12 protein-coding genes are annotated in these 15310 nt (G+C 44.9%); 3 read left to right on the top strand and 9 right to left on the bottom strand.

What is annotated here, in order from left to right:
- Window positions 1-17 precede the first annotated feature (17 nt).
- The 8 genes from IEV97_RS11660 to IEV97_RS11625 all read right to left on the bottom strand — a co-directional run bounded on the left by IEV97_RS11660 (window position 18) and on the right by IEV97_RS11625 (window position 12068).
- Entirely contained in the window at window positions 18-359 is a 342-nt protein-coding gene (locus IEV97_RS11660; protein ID WP_188501680.1) for a hypothetical protein, read from the bottom strand.
- A 503-nt stretch (window positions 360-862) separates the two neighbouring features.
- Window positions 863-2803: a T9SS type A sorting domain-containing protein gene (locus tag IEV97_RS11655; RefSeq protein ID WP_188501679.1), complete on the bottom strand. Its 1941-nt coding sequence runs from the start codon at window positions 2801-2803 to the stop codon at window positions 863-865.
- A gap of 308 nt (window positions 2804-3111) precedes the next feature.
- Complete coding sequence (locus IEV97_RS11650; RefSeq protein ID WP_188501678.1) at window positions 3112-4596, bottom strand: DUF3987 domain-containing protein; 1485 nt, start codon at window positions 4594-4596, stop codon at window positions 3112-3114.
- Between the two features lie 4 nt (window positions 4597-4600).
- Complete coding sequence (locus IEV97_RS11645) at window positions 4601-4885, bottom strand: helix-turn-helix domain-containing protein (protein ID WP_188501677.1); 285 nt, start codon at window positions 4883-4885, stop codon at window positions 4601-4603.
- An 84-nt stretch (window positions 4886-4969) separates the two neighbouring features.
- Window positions 4970-5917 carry a hypothetical protein gene (locus IEV97_RS11640; protein WP_188501676.1) on the bottom strand — a complete coding sequence of 316 codons (948 nt, stop codon included), beginning with the start codon at window positions 5915-5917 and terminating at the stop codon, window positions 4970-4972.
- A gap of 17 nt (window positions 5918-5934) precedes the next feature.
- On the bottom strand, window positions 5935-7143 hold the full coding sequence (locus IEV97_RS11635; RefSeq protein ID WP_188501675.1) for a site-specific integrase: 1209 nt from the start codon (window positions 7141-7143) through the stop codon (window positions 5935-5937).
- 347 nt (window positions 7144-7490) lie between these two features.
- Window positions 7491-8855 (bottom strand): FAD-dependent oxidoreductase, encoded by a 1365-nt coding sequence (locus tag IEV97_RS11630; RefSeq protein ID WP_188501674.1) that lies wholly within the window; start codon window positions 8853-8855, stop codon window positions 7491-7493.
- A 474-nt stretch (window positions 8856-9329) separates the two neighbouring features.
- A complete protein-coding gene (locus tag IEV97_RS11625) occupies window positions 9330-12068 on the bottom strand; it encodes a family 10 glycosylhydrolase (RefSeq protein ID WP_188501673.1) in 2739 nt (912 codons plus the stop codon).
- 662 nt (window positions 12069-12730) lie between these two features.
- On the opposite strand from IEV97_RS11625, the gene IEV97_RS11620 reads away from it, so the two are divergent.
- Together IEV97_RS11620 and IEV97_RS11615 are read left to right on the top strand one after the other, a co-directional pair.
- The gene (locus IEV97_RS11620) at window positions 12731-13522 is read left to right on the top strand and encodes a glucose 1-dehydrogenase (RefSeq protein ID WP_188501672.1); all 792 of its coding nucleotides are present in this window, start codon (window positions 12731-12733) and stop codon (window positions 13520-13522) included.
- 50 nt (window positions 13523-13572) lie between these two features.
- Window positions 13573-14115 (top strand): HdeD family acid-resistance protein, encoded by a 543-nt coding sequence (locus tag IEV97_RS11615; protein WP_188501671.1) that lies wholly within the window; start codon window positions 13573-13575, stop codon window positions 14113-14115.
- Window positions 14116-14243: 128 nt separating this feature from the next.
- Here IEV97_RS11615 and IEV97_RS11610 read toward each other — a convergent pair whose 3' ends face one another.
- A complete protein-coding gene (locus IEV97_RS11610; protein WP_229733910.1) occupies window positions 14244-14567 on the bottom strand; it encodes a hypothetical protein in 324 nt (107 codons plus the stop codon).
- A gap of 300 nt (window positions 14568-14867) precedes the next feature.
- Between IEV97_RS11610 and IEV97_RS11605 the strand changes: the two genes are divergently transcribed.
- A complete protein-coding gene (locus IEV97_RS11605) occupies window positions 14868-15284 on the top strand; it encodes a BrxA/BrxB family bacilliredoxin (RefSeq protein ID WP_305884434.1) in 417 nt (138 codons plus the stop codon).
- Window positions 15285-15310 lie beyond the last annotated feature (26 nt).

Here is a 15310-nt window from a genome sequence, read left to right as displayed (position 1 = left end):
TGACTACCCTTAGTTGTTTAAGCTGCAGGCTTCATTTGGAATACCTCCTGCTCCATCGTCCTTTCGATAGGGTCGTAGTAGTAAGAGTAGGCAAGTGAGATAATCTCGTCTGTACCAGGGATATGGTAGTCATAAGGGTCACATTGTACTTTCTCAATGTTGCCTGGAAGCGTCTTCCCTATCAGTCCCTGACACATAAGGTCATTGAAAGTACACGGGATAGAACAGGTTTTAGCTGTGGCATAGAACCTGCCAGACTCCTTTGACTGAATCAGCTCAATCTCCCCCTGCAGGAGTAGCACGTTGAATTCTTTTTCTTCAGAATTCATTCTTTTGGCAAAGCCAGTAATCGTTACCATGTGTTTAAAATTATGTGGTTATACATCATGGGGCGGTACATCCAACCCTGCTCCCTAGTGGGGGTATTCTCAGAGGTAGGCTGGCTAGCTTAGTGACTCAGAAAAAATAAAAAAAATTTGAGTTAGGGTACTGATAAACCACAGAGACAGAAAGGAAGTTGAGTAGATATGATAATGTAGCTTAAGCGAGTTTATAAACCCAAAGAATAAGCTTGTCCAATGACAGGATTTTGGAAAACGTGGGACTAGCTAATCTTACAACATAGCTATATAATTGTAATGTCTATGGTTTATTTTGAATTGTAGTTTATCAAAAACACGAAGTTTCAGCCACCTTTTCTTTTTGTATCGCAAACTGTTAGAGTTATAAAATAAAAGAAGCCTTAGCAAAGCTTTATAGCTCTACTAAGGCTTTATACAAACCTGCCTAAATGTATCTAATACCTTGTGATCACTGCTCCCTGATTAGATGAAAAATCATTTAACGAATCAAGGATATAACTTTATCTCACTAGTAACACTCTCTTAGTATATACATTATCTTTTGAATAAATAAGTGCTGTATAAACACCAGGTTTAAGCGATTTTAAATCAAGTTTGGCCTGTTCAGCTCTCACGTCTTTTGTCAACGCTATGCTACCAGTATTATTTATAAGAGTGATAGATTCTATGAGCTTATCAAAGCTTACAATTAAGTAATCAGACGTTGGAACTGGATACACTATAAGCATTTCATTCTGTTCATATTCAATGCCCAATACTGTTTCTTGTATATCATTGATATTTATAAATTGAATTGCCTCAAACTTTAGACCACCACTGTCCATAGTCTGCAACCGAATACTATACTTACTCTTTACTTCATAATCAAATACATGGGCCGCCTTCAGAGCATTTCCCTCAATAGTGAAAGAGGTATTATCATCACTGCCTTCACCTGCTACTAAGGAATAAGTATGAGTATCTTCTTCATCTACATCTGTACTGGAGAGAGTTCCAATTATGTCTCCAATTGCATTATTTTCGTTGATATGATTTTTACTCAGGAGAATAGCAGTAGGGGCAGAATTTGGTTCTTCTATTGCATCTACTCCTAGTTTAATAACCCAGAAGTCATGATCGCCTTTCGCATCTTCTGTTTTATCTCCATCAGCTGCAGAGTTGGACACTCCACCTATCAAATAGTTATTATCAGTAGTATTGATTAGAGAGAGAGGAACGTCACTTCCACTTCCCCCCAAACTCTTATCCCATTCTTTACTACCATCAGACTTAATTTTTACAACCCAGAAGTCATACGGTCCTCCAAATCCATCTGTTTTGTCCCCTCCTTTTCCTGACGTAGTAGGCCCACTTAATAGATATCCCCCATCCTGTGTTGCAATAAGAGTGCTCACTCCTTCACCACGACTACCGCCATACCTCTTGTCCCATAGCTTTGTGCCAGCAACATCTAGTTTAACTACCCAAAAATCCTCGCTCCCTCTTGATCCTTCGGTTTTGTCGCCACCAGAAGCGGAATTAGAGGCTCCTCCTAATAAGTAGCCATTATCTGGTGTTACAATTAAGGAATATAATTTATCATATCCCCCTCCACCAATCGTTTTATCCCACTCTTTGTTACCGTTAGCACTAAGTTTAACTATCCAATAATCCTCATTACCCTTAGATTCTTCTGACTTATCTCCTCCAATACCAGTTGTAGAAGTACCCCCTAGTAAACAGCCTCCATCAGGTGTGGTAACTAAGGAAGCAAAATCATCAAAACTAGCTCCTCCCAATGTTTTATCCCATATCTTATCACCTACAGCATTTATTTTCATTACCCAATAGTCACCTCCACCTCTTGATGCTTCTGATTTATCACCTCCAATACCTGATGAAGACATCCCTCCTAAAAAGTAACCACCATCTAATGTTGGGGCTATAGATATAAGTTGGTCATCTCCGCTTCCTCCGTAAGTTCTATCCCATACTTTATTGCCATCCGTATCAATTTTGACTACCCAGAAGTCATATGCACCTTTCAAAGCTCCAGTCTTATCACCGCCTATATCTGAAGATGATAACCCCCCTAGTAGATATCCACCGTCAGAGGCCACAGTTAAAGACATCAAATAATCATCTTTACTACCTCCAAATCTTTTATCCCAGACTTTACTACCATCCGCATTGAGTTTAACAACCCAAAAATCTTCCCCACCTCTAGAGCCTTCAGTTTTATCCCCTCCAAGTCCAGATGATGATCTGCCCCCCAAGAGGTAACCACCATCAGGAGTCGTAGTCATAGAATAAAGTGCATCGTAACCAGTTCCTCCTAAAGTTTTATCCCATAGCTTAGTTACAGGTGCTTGAGCAATTACAAAGTTGGATACAATAGAAAATACAGCTAGCATTATGCCTATTCGCCCTATCCTAAAGAAATTAATGGTATCAGAATACATATTTTAGATTTGAAGAGTTGGTAGCTTGCTTTAAGTTTAGAATGAGTAATGCATCCAATTTGGACAGCTTCAAAGCCAAGCAACAATACAAATATAATATACTTAATATTATATATACCCTAATTATCGTTTGAACAATTATCTTATTTGGAAAGGGCACTTTTACAGTAAGAAGTAATGAAAATTCTCTGTGCTAGTAAACTTCCTGTCCAAAATACTATCAAGTCAGAAACCCATAAACTAAAACAGAGTAGAAGGGCTTCCCCTCTACTCTGTATAGTTTGCATGTTTTGCACAATTTGCACGGACTACGTTTTAATGTATGAGCCAAATTTCAATTTTTCTAACTTTTTGGCTGTTACTAAAGCCCGTAGATATTTATCAACTGTTCTAACTTCTATTCCATTACTATCACCAGCATCCAACGCCTGTCTTCTTTTGAAGGCTTTAGGGAGCTCATTATAAAATTGCCTTGCCATCTTATCACTGAAACTTCCTGTTTGTGGCAATCGGTTAAACATATGCAGCGAATGTTCCTTATACACCGCAACTAATTGCATCGCAATTTTGAAATCGATGTCAGAACACACTAAGCTATTTTCTTTACTCTTTGCTTCGTACTTCCTTATAGATGTCAACACCATTGCTAATCTAAAAAGAATCAATCCTAACCGCTTGATTGAGCTCTCAGCGTCCCCTCCTATACTTTGATTAACATTCAGAAGCCATGCTTCAAATTGTTGGTCTAACTTACTCCATTGGTCTTCTGTCAAATCAAAGGAAGATGGGTTTGCATCTAAATAATCAATCATTTTCAAAACTTCAACTGACTGCTCTCTAAAATAAGAGTTCAAGTTCCTTCTCTTCTTTCTAGGTGCCACACTTCGCCACTCTGACCTAGAACTAAAGGCATAGAAGATAAATCTACTAAATAAACCATCCTCTGCAGAGGGGATTAACCCTTCAACCTGATTAGGTGTCCCAGAAAGGGCAACTGACAGGCGAGGCCTTTTGATTTCATTGTATTCACTATTGGTCTTTCGAGTTATGCTGACGTATTCATGGTGAAAAGCTTTTCTAAGAAGGTCTGAGAAATTGCCCCAGTCCTGCTTTATACTACCTGTCAAAGTATCAGCTTCTGTTTCACAGAATATACCTCTTCCTTCTCCTTCTACCAAGTGCTGAATAATTGCTGATGAACTAGCATTGCCAGGAATAAACAATATCCTGAATGGAGGCTTCTTTAATACTGCTGTTGAAGTCGCATCTTTATTGTCTTCATATTTATTCAATTGAGCCTGATACTGCTTTCGTGTCTGTTCGCTCTCTTCAACTAGCTTCTCATGATATGCTTCTCCTAGCATTCTTGCATAAACAAACACTCCCTTACCACTTGCAGGAGGAGCCACTACAAAACAGTTTAGATTGGCATAGAATTCTCTTTCATCATATATCCCATCAACTGTATTTAAGCACCCACTTAAAATCGTCAAGGCTCCTGTAAGGAACACGTCTTTTTCTCTGGGTCTATCAAAAACTGCACTGTTCCCCTTTAGAAGGTCTGGTAGGTTTTCATATACTTCCTTGGGTATGAGTGGTGTATCAAATAAATCAATATCATCTTCATCTCCACCTCCATCTATTGGAGGCTTTGCAATTCGTGCAAATTGTGCAGAGTTTGCAATTTGTGTTGTATTAGAAGTATCAGTTACAGTAGCTTCTACTGAGTTTATACTTCCATTCTCTACCTGGCACGCTGTGCCCTCTAGATTTAGTTTTTCTTCATAAGACAATTCGTTATTCGTTAAAAGATTTTTGGATATGTTTATTAAGAAAGGAGTCTACGTCCTTTCGATTGTAGTAAATCTTACTACCCACCTGACTGAAGCTAACCAATCCTTGGTCTCGCCAGTTTTGCAGGGTACGTCGACTTACATTGAGCAGCTTCATCAGCTGTTCATTGTCCAGCCATGTATCGGCCAGACTTTTCTCTTGTGTTGATTTGATATTAGCCTCTATGGAGTGGAGTTTATTCAACAACAGTTGAAAGTCCCCCTCGGCTAAAAGATGTACTTGCGTCATGTTTATTAACTTTTGATTTAACATGAAGCAAAGCTACGGGGGAAAATAGCAGGCTGTCCCTTAAGAAATGGGGGTTAAATTTTATTATTTATCAATTTTATCGTCTATCCATTTGATAACCTTGTTTAGGTATTCTATTACCGTATACCCGTTGTAGGCATCATGCCCACGTTTGTGCTCATTTAAAATTTCTTCAAACTTACTTACCCCCTGTGCTAATGTATTCTCAGAATGATTCGTAATCCGTGCTAAATGATAGGACAGAGCTTGCTTACCTACATGTGGGCTAATACCTTGTGTATCTTTCAATGCAAGGAAGAGAATTATGACCTGCTCTACCGTCAATTGAGGTTTCTTATACTTCTTGTACCTACCATCTTCAGGATTGCCAAATTCCGCGTTGGTGATAGCTTTGCTGAATTTATCATCTGGTAGTTGCAGTAGCCTCCCGATTCGTGCAGTAGCACTATCTATTTCCAAGGCCTGTTTGGATACGTCTTCTAAAAGGAATGCATTAGAAGCGCTAAAATCCTCATATACATCATTAATAATAACTTTAGACTTCTTTAGAAACGATAGGAGTACCTTTTCTGCGAATTGATACTCTATTGCACTACTCTCTACATCTCTACTTGCTAAGATTGTTGCTTCCTGCTCTGATTTGTTTTGGGAGAGATAAAAATCTTTAGCGACATCCAGATTCATTTCATCACTTAGATGTGCTAGTTCTTGTTTACATTCTTGTAGTAAGGTGTTAGATTGTTTTCTGAGGTACTTGAAGAGAAGATATAGTATATAGATATCAGGCTTTACCCTTTGATAATCTAGCAAGCTTTTGACCCGTATTGCTCGGCAAATGGCTCTAAGCTCAGCCTTAAGTCTGTCAGTGGCGCTTTCTACATACTGCTCGTGAGAGCTGTTAGATGATAGCTCCTCACGTTTTAAAAAGGCATGGTAATCTCGTCTCAACAACTCATTAAGTCTGTTTAAGCTATTGAATAGCTTACTAAACTTTCTAGCTTTCTCAATCATTGGTACTGGGTTTGACACTAATCAAAAACTTCCATCGCCTTATCTAGCTCTTCAGACACAATCTTAGCATATATCTGAGTAGTTTTTATAGAGCTATGCCCCATTAGCTTAGAAACATACTCTATCCGCATACCTTTTCGAAGTGCTCTAGTTGCCCATGTATGTCTACTAGAGTGAAAGTTCAGATTGTGGCTAAACTCAAGCTTTTCCGCTATACTCTTAAGATTCTTGTTGGCGTAGGCTGTTGCGGAAGAGATAGCTCTAAAGAGCACTTTAGGGTCTTTATACTCCTTATTAGCCTTTAATATAGGAAAGATAAACTCGTCAGCATTGGGTTTATCCTTTACATATAGGTTTATTATATCCAATGCTTTCTGGGGCAACTTGACTGATATAGTACTCCCCGTCTTGTAAGTATCTAACAGTATTCTCTCGCCGTCGAAATGCTTGTATTTAAGCAAAAGTACATCTGAAATTCTAACGCCACCTGCATAGGCTGCAAACACATACATATTTCTATGGTGCCACTTCATAGTACCTGCAGTAATCTCAAAGTCTTCCAAAGCCTTTAGCTCCTCCTCAGTAAGGAAGTTTTTAACTGTCTTAGTCAGCTTAAGCTTATATTTAAGAAAAGGGTTCTTCTCGAATGGAATCAAGTCCTCACTGACGGCCTCGTTAAAGAGTCTTCTTATAACTTTCAGATTCGCATGAATTGTGTTCGTACTGTTGCCTAACTTATGGCTGAGGTGGTGCTCGTAAGCCTTAAGGAAGCTAACTGTGATTTCCTCAAAGTGAAGTTCTTTAGTACCCAGATAGGCTCTTAACTTAGCAATAATAGCTCTAGCCTTAGTTGCAGTACTGATTTTGCCTTTCTTCTCAATCGTATCAATATAGGTGTCGGCGTACTTCAAGAAGCTTGTAGAAGCAGCTCCCTTAAGAGTATCCTTTATACTCTTTGATGATGCAGGTTTGGCAGATGTTTCAAGAGAGAGTGCTAACCCCTCTGCCTCAGCTATCTTCTGGGCAATAAAGTTGTTTAACCTTTGTGAGTTAGGATGAGATTTTTTAACCTTTCTGTCCTTTTCATTCCAATGTTTATCTGGGTTTATCTTTACGCCTAATGAAACGTACCTGGACTTCCTATCTTTGGTTATTCTTAGGTAAAGAGGCACCTCCCCTGCTGAGTCAACTTTCTCTATTTTGAAAATAAGTTTTACTGTGGCCATATCTACAAGTAAATTAGGCAAGCAACCAGTAACAGGTAAAACAAAAGGTAAAACATTTTCTACATTTACCTGCTTCTAGCTGCTTCCAAAAACATACCTAAATTTACAAAAAAGGGCTATTATAAGCAAACAGGGTGCATATTAATGTCAATAAGTGCAAAGTTATGACTCCCTTCGCGACCACTTGAAAAGCCTCTTAGCAGCACGCTAGGGGGCTTTTTCTGTTTGCTACAATTGATTTAGCTTACTCAGGTATAGCTCAGGCATTTTATAGCACGGCCAAATACCAAAACTCTTTGACCTATCGCCCTCTGAAGATATAGTTTTGATCTATTTTTGCATTGATGTCAAATCTGAGCATACAGATCGTTAAAAGCCTCTGTCATGGACGGGTGGGTATAAATGGTATCTCTAACTTCTTGGTAATCCAAGCCGCAGTTGATGGCCACCTGAATGGTATTAATCATTTCATTTGCACCTGTACAGAACAGGATGCAGCCTAAGATCTTATTTGTTTTCTTGTCCACCACCGTTTTTAGCAAACCGCTTGTGTTGCAATCTATCCTTGCCCTGACCACACTGGTTGCCGGAAGTTTAGCCACTTTAATCTCATACCCTTTCTCAACGGCCTCTCGCTCCCGCAACCCGATGTGCGCTAAGGGGGGCGTAATAAAAACCGACGAAGCGACCTGCTTTCTTTGCTCCACAGTGGTATAGTCAGCATCTGATAATTGATCCCGGACGATCCGAAAATCATCCAGCGAAATATAGGTGAACTGCGGGCCACCATTGATATCGCCCAATGCCCATATATTGTGGACGTTTGTTTTTAGAGACTCATCTACCTCGATGTAGCCCTTTTTGTCGGTCCTGATGCCGGCGGCTTCCAGGTTCAGGCCCTCCGTCATAGGTTTTCTGCCGGTAGCTATAAGGAGAGCCGAGGCCTGCAGCGAGACCGTTTCCCCGGTTTTATCTTTATACTCCACCTTTACTTTATCACCTTCCGTGTTTTCTACTTTCTGAACAGTTGCCGCCGTCACGATATTAATTTTCCTGCTAGTTAGTACTTTATATACTTCATCCGCCACATCCTCATCTTCCTGGGGTAAGAATTCGTCAGCGCTGTCCAGAACGGTTACCTCTGCTCCGAACTTGGCATACATATCGGCAAACTCCAGCCCGATAAATCCTCCGCCAATGATGACCAGCTTTTCTGGAAGCGTGGATTGCTCCAGTAAAGAAATACTGGTGTAAACATTTTTGGCGGTGTCTATACCTGGTATCGGCGGTACAAAGGGTTGCGAGCCCGTGTTGATGAAAATCCGGTTGGCCGTGATCCGCTTTTCTCCCTTATCCTTGCCGATGATTTTTACCAGCACTTCATTAGCCGTAACAAATGAGGCTTCGCCCGTTATCACGGTTGCCGCGGGCAATTTTTCAACGTTATCATAGTTGAGCTCTCTGAGAAAAGAAGTCAGCTCATTTTTCAGTCCGTATGCCTTCTGATAAGGCATTTTTTCTTCGGCCTTTTTTATCAACGCTTTTGTGGGAATGCAGGCGACATTGATACAGGCCCCGCCGTACATTTTATCAGACTTTTCAACAAGAGACACCTGTTCTCCTTTTTTAGCCAGCCAGGCAGCCAGGGTCTTCCCTCCTTTGCCAAAACCTATGATCAGGTTGTCGTAATGCGGCTCTATCGTTTTTGCCATTAGTTGCGTGTTTTAAGCGTGAGGAATGGGCAGGTAGGTATAGCACTGACACCAGTCACTATGATCGTGGCAGAAACTCGGGAAGCGTTGGGTTCCGCTAATTCTATACCTGCCATTTACAAGGGTTCTCCTGCGCTATGTGATACAACAGCTTGAATTTTCATTCTACTGCCTTTGGGTTTATTAATTAGATACGTCTATAAACCAGGCACGTTAGTATAGGGAGCTTGAATGGATTCAAGCATCAACCTGGAAAATACGGTTATCCGGAGAAACCGACAAGACATGGCAAGTTGAGGCAAAGGCAGAATGCTATCCCTTTGCCTTTCTCTCAACTTGGCCCAGGGAAACTCTGAATGGTGGAACTTAAGATATAGCCTGGCCCACACTGGACCAAAACTCGTACAGTGCCGCAAAAAAAAACACCTGCCGATTCCCCGGCAGGTGCTTTCTCATAAACAAACCATTGTAGGCTTACCTGTTCTTCATCAGGCGGAAGGTCTGTACCTGTCCGGATGTTACCAGACGCACGATGTACACATTGTTTCTAAGAGTGCTGCCGTTGAGCGTGAAGGTATAGGCTCTTTCGGCTGCTGCACTGCCTTCAAACAGACGCGCCACCCTGTTGCCATTCAGGTCATATACCTCCAGCACCGCTTTCTCTTCTGCCTGGCCCAGCGTGAACTGCACTGTCGTCTCACTGGTGAACGGGTTCGGATAAGCGCTCAGGACAGGAGCAAGGCCTTTGTTTGCAACTGCAACAGGAGCATTGCCACCCAGTGCACTACCCTTGCTTAGGTGTGCGGCCACTGCCTCGGGCGCTATGCAAATGCCGTTGCCCGGATTCGTGGCGCTGCCTGTCTTGTGGTATACCAGCACCTTGTCGTTGTTCTCGCCGCAGCGCACATCGATCACCTCTACAGTAACGGTGGCAGTAGAGGTACAGCCATACGCATTGGTTGCCTCCACGGTGAAGGTATAGGTGCCGGCTGCCTGCGGAGAGAACTCAGCCACAACACCTGTTGTGCTGCTCAGACCGGTTGCCGGCGTCCAGGTATAGCGGGTGGTGGCATCGGCTGAAGTCGCGTCGGTAGCCGTGAGTGTCAGCGTTTGCGCGCCATAACCCAGGGCGATGGTGTTGTCTGGCAGGCCGGTATAGGTGTTATCCGCTCTGTTGACGCTGATGGCCGCCTGCGGCACCACACCGTTGATCGTTACCACGGCTGTAGCCGAAGCCTCGTTGCCGCTTAGGTCACGGGCCGTCAGGGTCACGGTGTTTTCGCCGATGTGGCTGCAATCAAAGCTGCTCTGCGAGATCTGGAGTGCATTCACATCCAGGCCGCAGTTGTCCCAGGTACCCAGGTCAAGGTCAGCCGCCGTGATGTTGACGATGCCGTTGCTGAGTGCGCGCGTGATGTTCTGAACCAGGATAACCGGTGCTGTAACGTCTTTCTTGGTGAGGGTAAAGCTGTCGGAGCTGGACTTGCCCGATGCATCTGTTGCCGTGAACGTAATCTGCATGGTTCCAACACCACTGATGGCGGTACCGGCAGCCGGTGACTGCGTCAGCGTAATCTGGTCCGGGAATGACACGTCGTCACTTATTGTCAGCATGCCGGTGTAGTCAGGCAGGGTGGCGGAGCAGTTGGCGGCATCCAGCGCAATCTCCTGGTTGCTCACACCGGCTATGATCGGCGCCAGGTAGTCGCTCACGTTAGAAGGCGCGCTCTCGTTGTGGAAGCGGTCCAGCGCCGTCACAAAGTAATAGTAAGGTGCGTCAGAAGGCACGGCATTGTCTGTATACCGGCCGGTGGCGGTGTTGGTGATGGCCAGCAGGTTGTCGGTGTTCTCCGGATCCATCATCGGACTGAGGGAGCGGTATACGGCAAACTGCCTTACCTTATCAAATTCGTTGCCGCTATCAGCAGGCTTGTTCCAGGTGATGACCACCGAGTCGTTGCCGTGGCGTTGCGCGATGAGATCTGTCGGGGTTGCCGGTGCCGCGTTGTCACGCCATGGCATGTTGGGCATCAGGGCGGGCTTGCTGTAGAAGTCGTAGCGCAGCGAATCGCGGAAGCCCAGTTTGGTGGCGCTGCGCAGGCTGCTGGTATTGTAGATGGCCTGTCCGTAGATGTTGCTGTGGGCAGCGTCGCGGTTCATGCGTACCTGGTTCGGTATCTGCGACGGGTTTGCCCAGTGCGCACCCTGTGCCGGGTCATTCACCTTGTAACCTGCCATCCCGATGTAGATGTGGCGGCCATAGGCATTGTTGTTCCACCAAGGGATGAGCACACTGTAGTTGGCGCCCGGCTGACCGATGTACCAGTATACCTGTGGGGCCAGGTAATCGATCCAGCCTTCCTGCAACCATTTGCGGGAATCGGCATAAAGCGTCACGTAGTGCTGTAGACCAGAAGTAGCTGAGCCGATGGCAGGGTTGGTGCTGTTGCGGTAAATGCCGGAAGGGGAAATGCCGAACTTCACCCAGGGTTTTGCAGCCTTGATGCTCTCGCTCACCTGCTGCACAAGCATGTTCACATTATCCCTTCTCCAGTCGCCGCGGTCCGTGAAGCCTCTCGGATCAGCCAGGTAGTTGGCGTCGTCGTTGAAAGTCGCGTTCGGATAAAAGTAGTCATCGAAATGAATACCATCCACATCGTAGCGCGTCACAATGTCTTCGATCACAGAAGTCACGTAGTCGCGCACCTCGGGCAAGGCGGGGTTGAGGATGCGCTGGTTGCCGGCTGCCAGCAACCACTCCGGCTTGCGTCGGGCCACGTGGCTCGGGTCGAAGGTGCCGATGTTGTTATAGTTGGCAATGGCGCGGTAAGGATTGATCCAGGCGTGGAATTCCATGCCTCGCTTGCGGCACTCCTCGATCGCAAAGGCCACCGGGTCCCAGGGTGTGCTGGGTGCTCTTCCCTGCAGGCCGGTCAGGTCAGCGGACCAGGGTTCAATAGGGCTAGCGTATAGCGCATCGCATTGGCTGCGCACCTGCAGGAATATGGCGTTGATGCCGGTGGCTTTGTGGTGATCCAGAATTGAAATAAGGGCGGCCCGCTGCTGGGCTGGTGTCTGGTTCCGGTTTGGCCAGTCGATGTTGGCGTAGGTCGCGATCCAAGCGCCACGGAACTCCCGCTTGGGCGCGCTTTGGGCCATCCCGTTCAGGAACAGCGCCAGCGTGAGGAGAATAGAGAGTAAAGGTGTTTTCATAAGCAGATTTCTTTTTATGTTTTTATGCGTGAATGATATAAGGATAGACAAATAAACGCATTTATTTATAGGAATGTTTTAATATAACATCTAATAATTTGCCCACGATTAGAAAATCTCACTCAGAAATGTGCAGAAAGCGTTTTCCCCAGGTATAGAAAGCCCGGACTTTTTATATCCCGTTCCTTTTCCGGCAAATTGAAGGCGCATTGCTCTATGAGCTGGTCTCCTTTCGGACTGAGTTTCAAACGAATAGAAAAGCAGTTTCCCGCCTTGTTTAGGTATGAGGCTGCAGCTTTCTGATGGTTTAAGATGCCGGTCTATGAAGATCGTTGTTTGTAGCAAAGGAAGGGGACTAACACAAGTAATAATGATGGTAGACGCACCGTCACTTAGCTCAATAAAGCGATTTGATTTTCGGTGACAACCGCAACTGAACAGTCAAATAACTCCGGACCTGTTTCCGCGTAAACATTCATTATATAACATAAACAATTACAAATTGCATTTTACAAAACCTGCTTAGGTTTTGGGAGGCTATACCTGTTAGGCAAGGTATGCGGTATATTGTCAGCTAGCCGAGGTAAAGAAATCGGCTAACCGGAAGGCATGACAATTACCGATAAGCCACTTGAATAATTACAGCTTATTAAATCTACACAATGAAAAAGCTAGAAAACAAAGTTATTGTCATCACAGGAGCCGCCATGGGGTTGGGACTGGCTGCGGCAAAAGAAGCGGCAGAACAGGGCGCCCATCTGTCGCTGATCGATTATAACGAAAAGGCCCTGGATGAAGCGAGACAAGCCATTTCAAAAGAGTATCCCGAAGCCAAAGTCATAACCCTGGCAGCCGATGTTTCCAAAGAAGAGGAAGTAAAAAAATATGTTGATGAAACGGTGAGAGCATTCAGCCGCATCGATGGCTTTTACAACAACGCAGGTATAGAAGGGAAGCAGGCTCTGATGACGGAGTACGATGTAGAGGTGTTCAGGAAGGTGATCGATATTAACCTGATGGGTGTGTTCTACGGCATGCGGTACATCATTCCTATCATGCAGAAGCAGCAGTATGGGCGTATTGTAAACGTAGCTTCCGTGGGCGGTATCAGAGGTGTGCTGAACCAGACCCCCTATGTAGCCAGCAAGCATGCCGTTTCGGGCATGACCAAAAATGCAGCATTGGAATTTGGCAGGTATGGGATTACCACCAACGCGATCGCCCCGGGCGCCATCCTGACGCCGATGGTGGCCGAAGCCTTCCGGCAGGTAAACCCGGACGACCCAAAAGCCGCTGAAACGGAATATGCACAGGCAAACCCGATCAAACGCTTAGGATTACCTGAAGAAGTGGCCAAAGTTGTAATCTTTCTGTTAAGTGAAGATGCGTCTTATGTTAACGGCCAGACCATAGCCATTGATGGTGGCGAGTCAAACAGCTATGGCATTGTCTAACGGGTATAGCCTGAGCAGAAAACCCAGGGAGTAAACTAAAACCAACAAGAATGGAAATTAAAACAACTAGGAAAACTGGCAGGCTCTGGTATCTTCTTCTAATGCTGGGTATACTTTTCGTTGTGCTGGGCATATGGGTTTTCCGTACGCCTATTGCCTCGTATGTTGCCCTGGCATTTTTGTTCGCCTACCTCTTTTTAATCACAGGTATACTGGAGATTATCTATGCTGTCATTAACCGCAACTTCCTTGACGGCTGGGGGTGGGCGCTTGCCGGTGGCATCATGAACCTGCTGGTGGGCATCCTGCTGCTTGCACGGGGCGAGCTTACGCTGCTAATCCTCCCCTTCTTTGTGGGCTTCGGTTTATTGTTCCGCTCCACCATGTCCATAGTGTGGGCCGTTGAATTAAGAAAGTACCGGATTCCGAACTGGGCTGGTTTATTAGTCATCGGCATACTGGGAGTAGTATTCTCCTTTATCCTGCTGTGGAACCCGTTGTTTGCCGGAATGACCATCGTTGTTTATACTGCGCTAGCGCTTATTTTCGCTGGTGTTTCCTACATTTACACGGCTTTTCAGTTGAGAAAATAGAAGGGGGTGATAACACTCCAAAGCTAAAGTTAAAGCACTGCCAGCACCAAGTAAAAAGCCCCTCATATTTCCCTGAGAGGCTTTTTACTTGGTTTATACCTGTCCTGTATTTTTATAATTAATCGCCCTCAGGCCGCTACACTTTCAGATAACGGAAACTTCAGTTTGAATTGCTCCAATTGTTTGATCACTTTCCCACTCACCTTGTAGTGCACATGGTCCTCGTGGAGCTCGTCCCAATGCACGAATATCTGCCAGGTCTGATTGCCACCAAAATTCTGAATCTCCGCCTCCGTCATGTCGCGCACGAAAAAGGCGTCCAGCGTGACGTCCTCCTCCCGCATGGGCACATGGATGTAAGAGCGGTCGCAGTTCAGGATCTGGATAAGCTCGGCGGGCCGTTCATCGTTAGCGGGCATGTAAAAGTAGGCCGCCTGGTGGAGCCTTTTCATGCCAAATGGATGTGGGTAAGAGTGAGGTTGCATAGTCAGGTCTTAAGCCAAGGATCGCGCAAAGTACCCGAATGCCATGTACCCTGCATCAGGCCGCGAACACAGCATAACGGAATAAACGTATATACCTTTATTCTTTACCTTGTGTTTAGCTAAAACGCATATTCTCAAAACTATACAAAAAGATATATTTTAAGTTCCCTGCCTCGTGTTATGCTCCTGATATGTAGCCTTTCTGCAGAATTATGATTAATTTTGCGGTGTCAAGTATCTTTCAATTAAAAGCTGATAATCATGGGAATGTATCCTGAATATATGGTCGCCCCAATTCGCGAAGACCTCACCTCTGCAGGCTTCGAACAACTGATGACCGCAGAAGAAGTAGAGCAGGCACTTTCGTCTAAAGAAGGCACGGTGCTGGTGGCGGTGAACTCTGTTTGCGGCTGTGCCGCTTCCAAGGCGCGCCCGGCTCTTAAGATGGCGGTTGCCGCTTCTGAGAAGCGCCCTTCTAAAATGATCACCGTTTTTGCAGGTATGGAACAGGACGCTGTGGCCAAGGCACGTGAGTACATGCTGCCTTACCCGCCATCATCTCCTTCTATTGCCTTGTTCAAGGACGGTGAGCTGGTGCACATGATCGAGCGCTACCACATCGAGGGTAACGAGCTTAACCGCATTGTAGACAACCTGCAAGGCGCTTTCGAAGCTTATTGCTAAGTTGAAAGCTTATCTCAACAAAAAAG

The sequence above is a fragment of the Pontibacter amylolyticus genome (genome assembly GCF_014638845.1).
GTDB classification, from domain to species: Bacteria; Bacteroidota; Bacteroidia; order Cytophagales; family Hymenobacteraceae; genus Pontibacter; species Pontibacter amylolyticus.
This window is presented reverse-complemented; position numbering and strand designations above follow the sequence as displayed.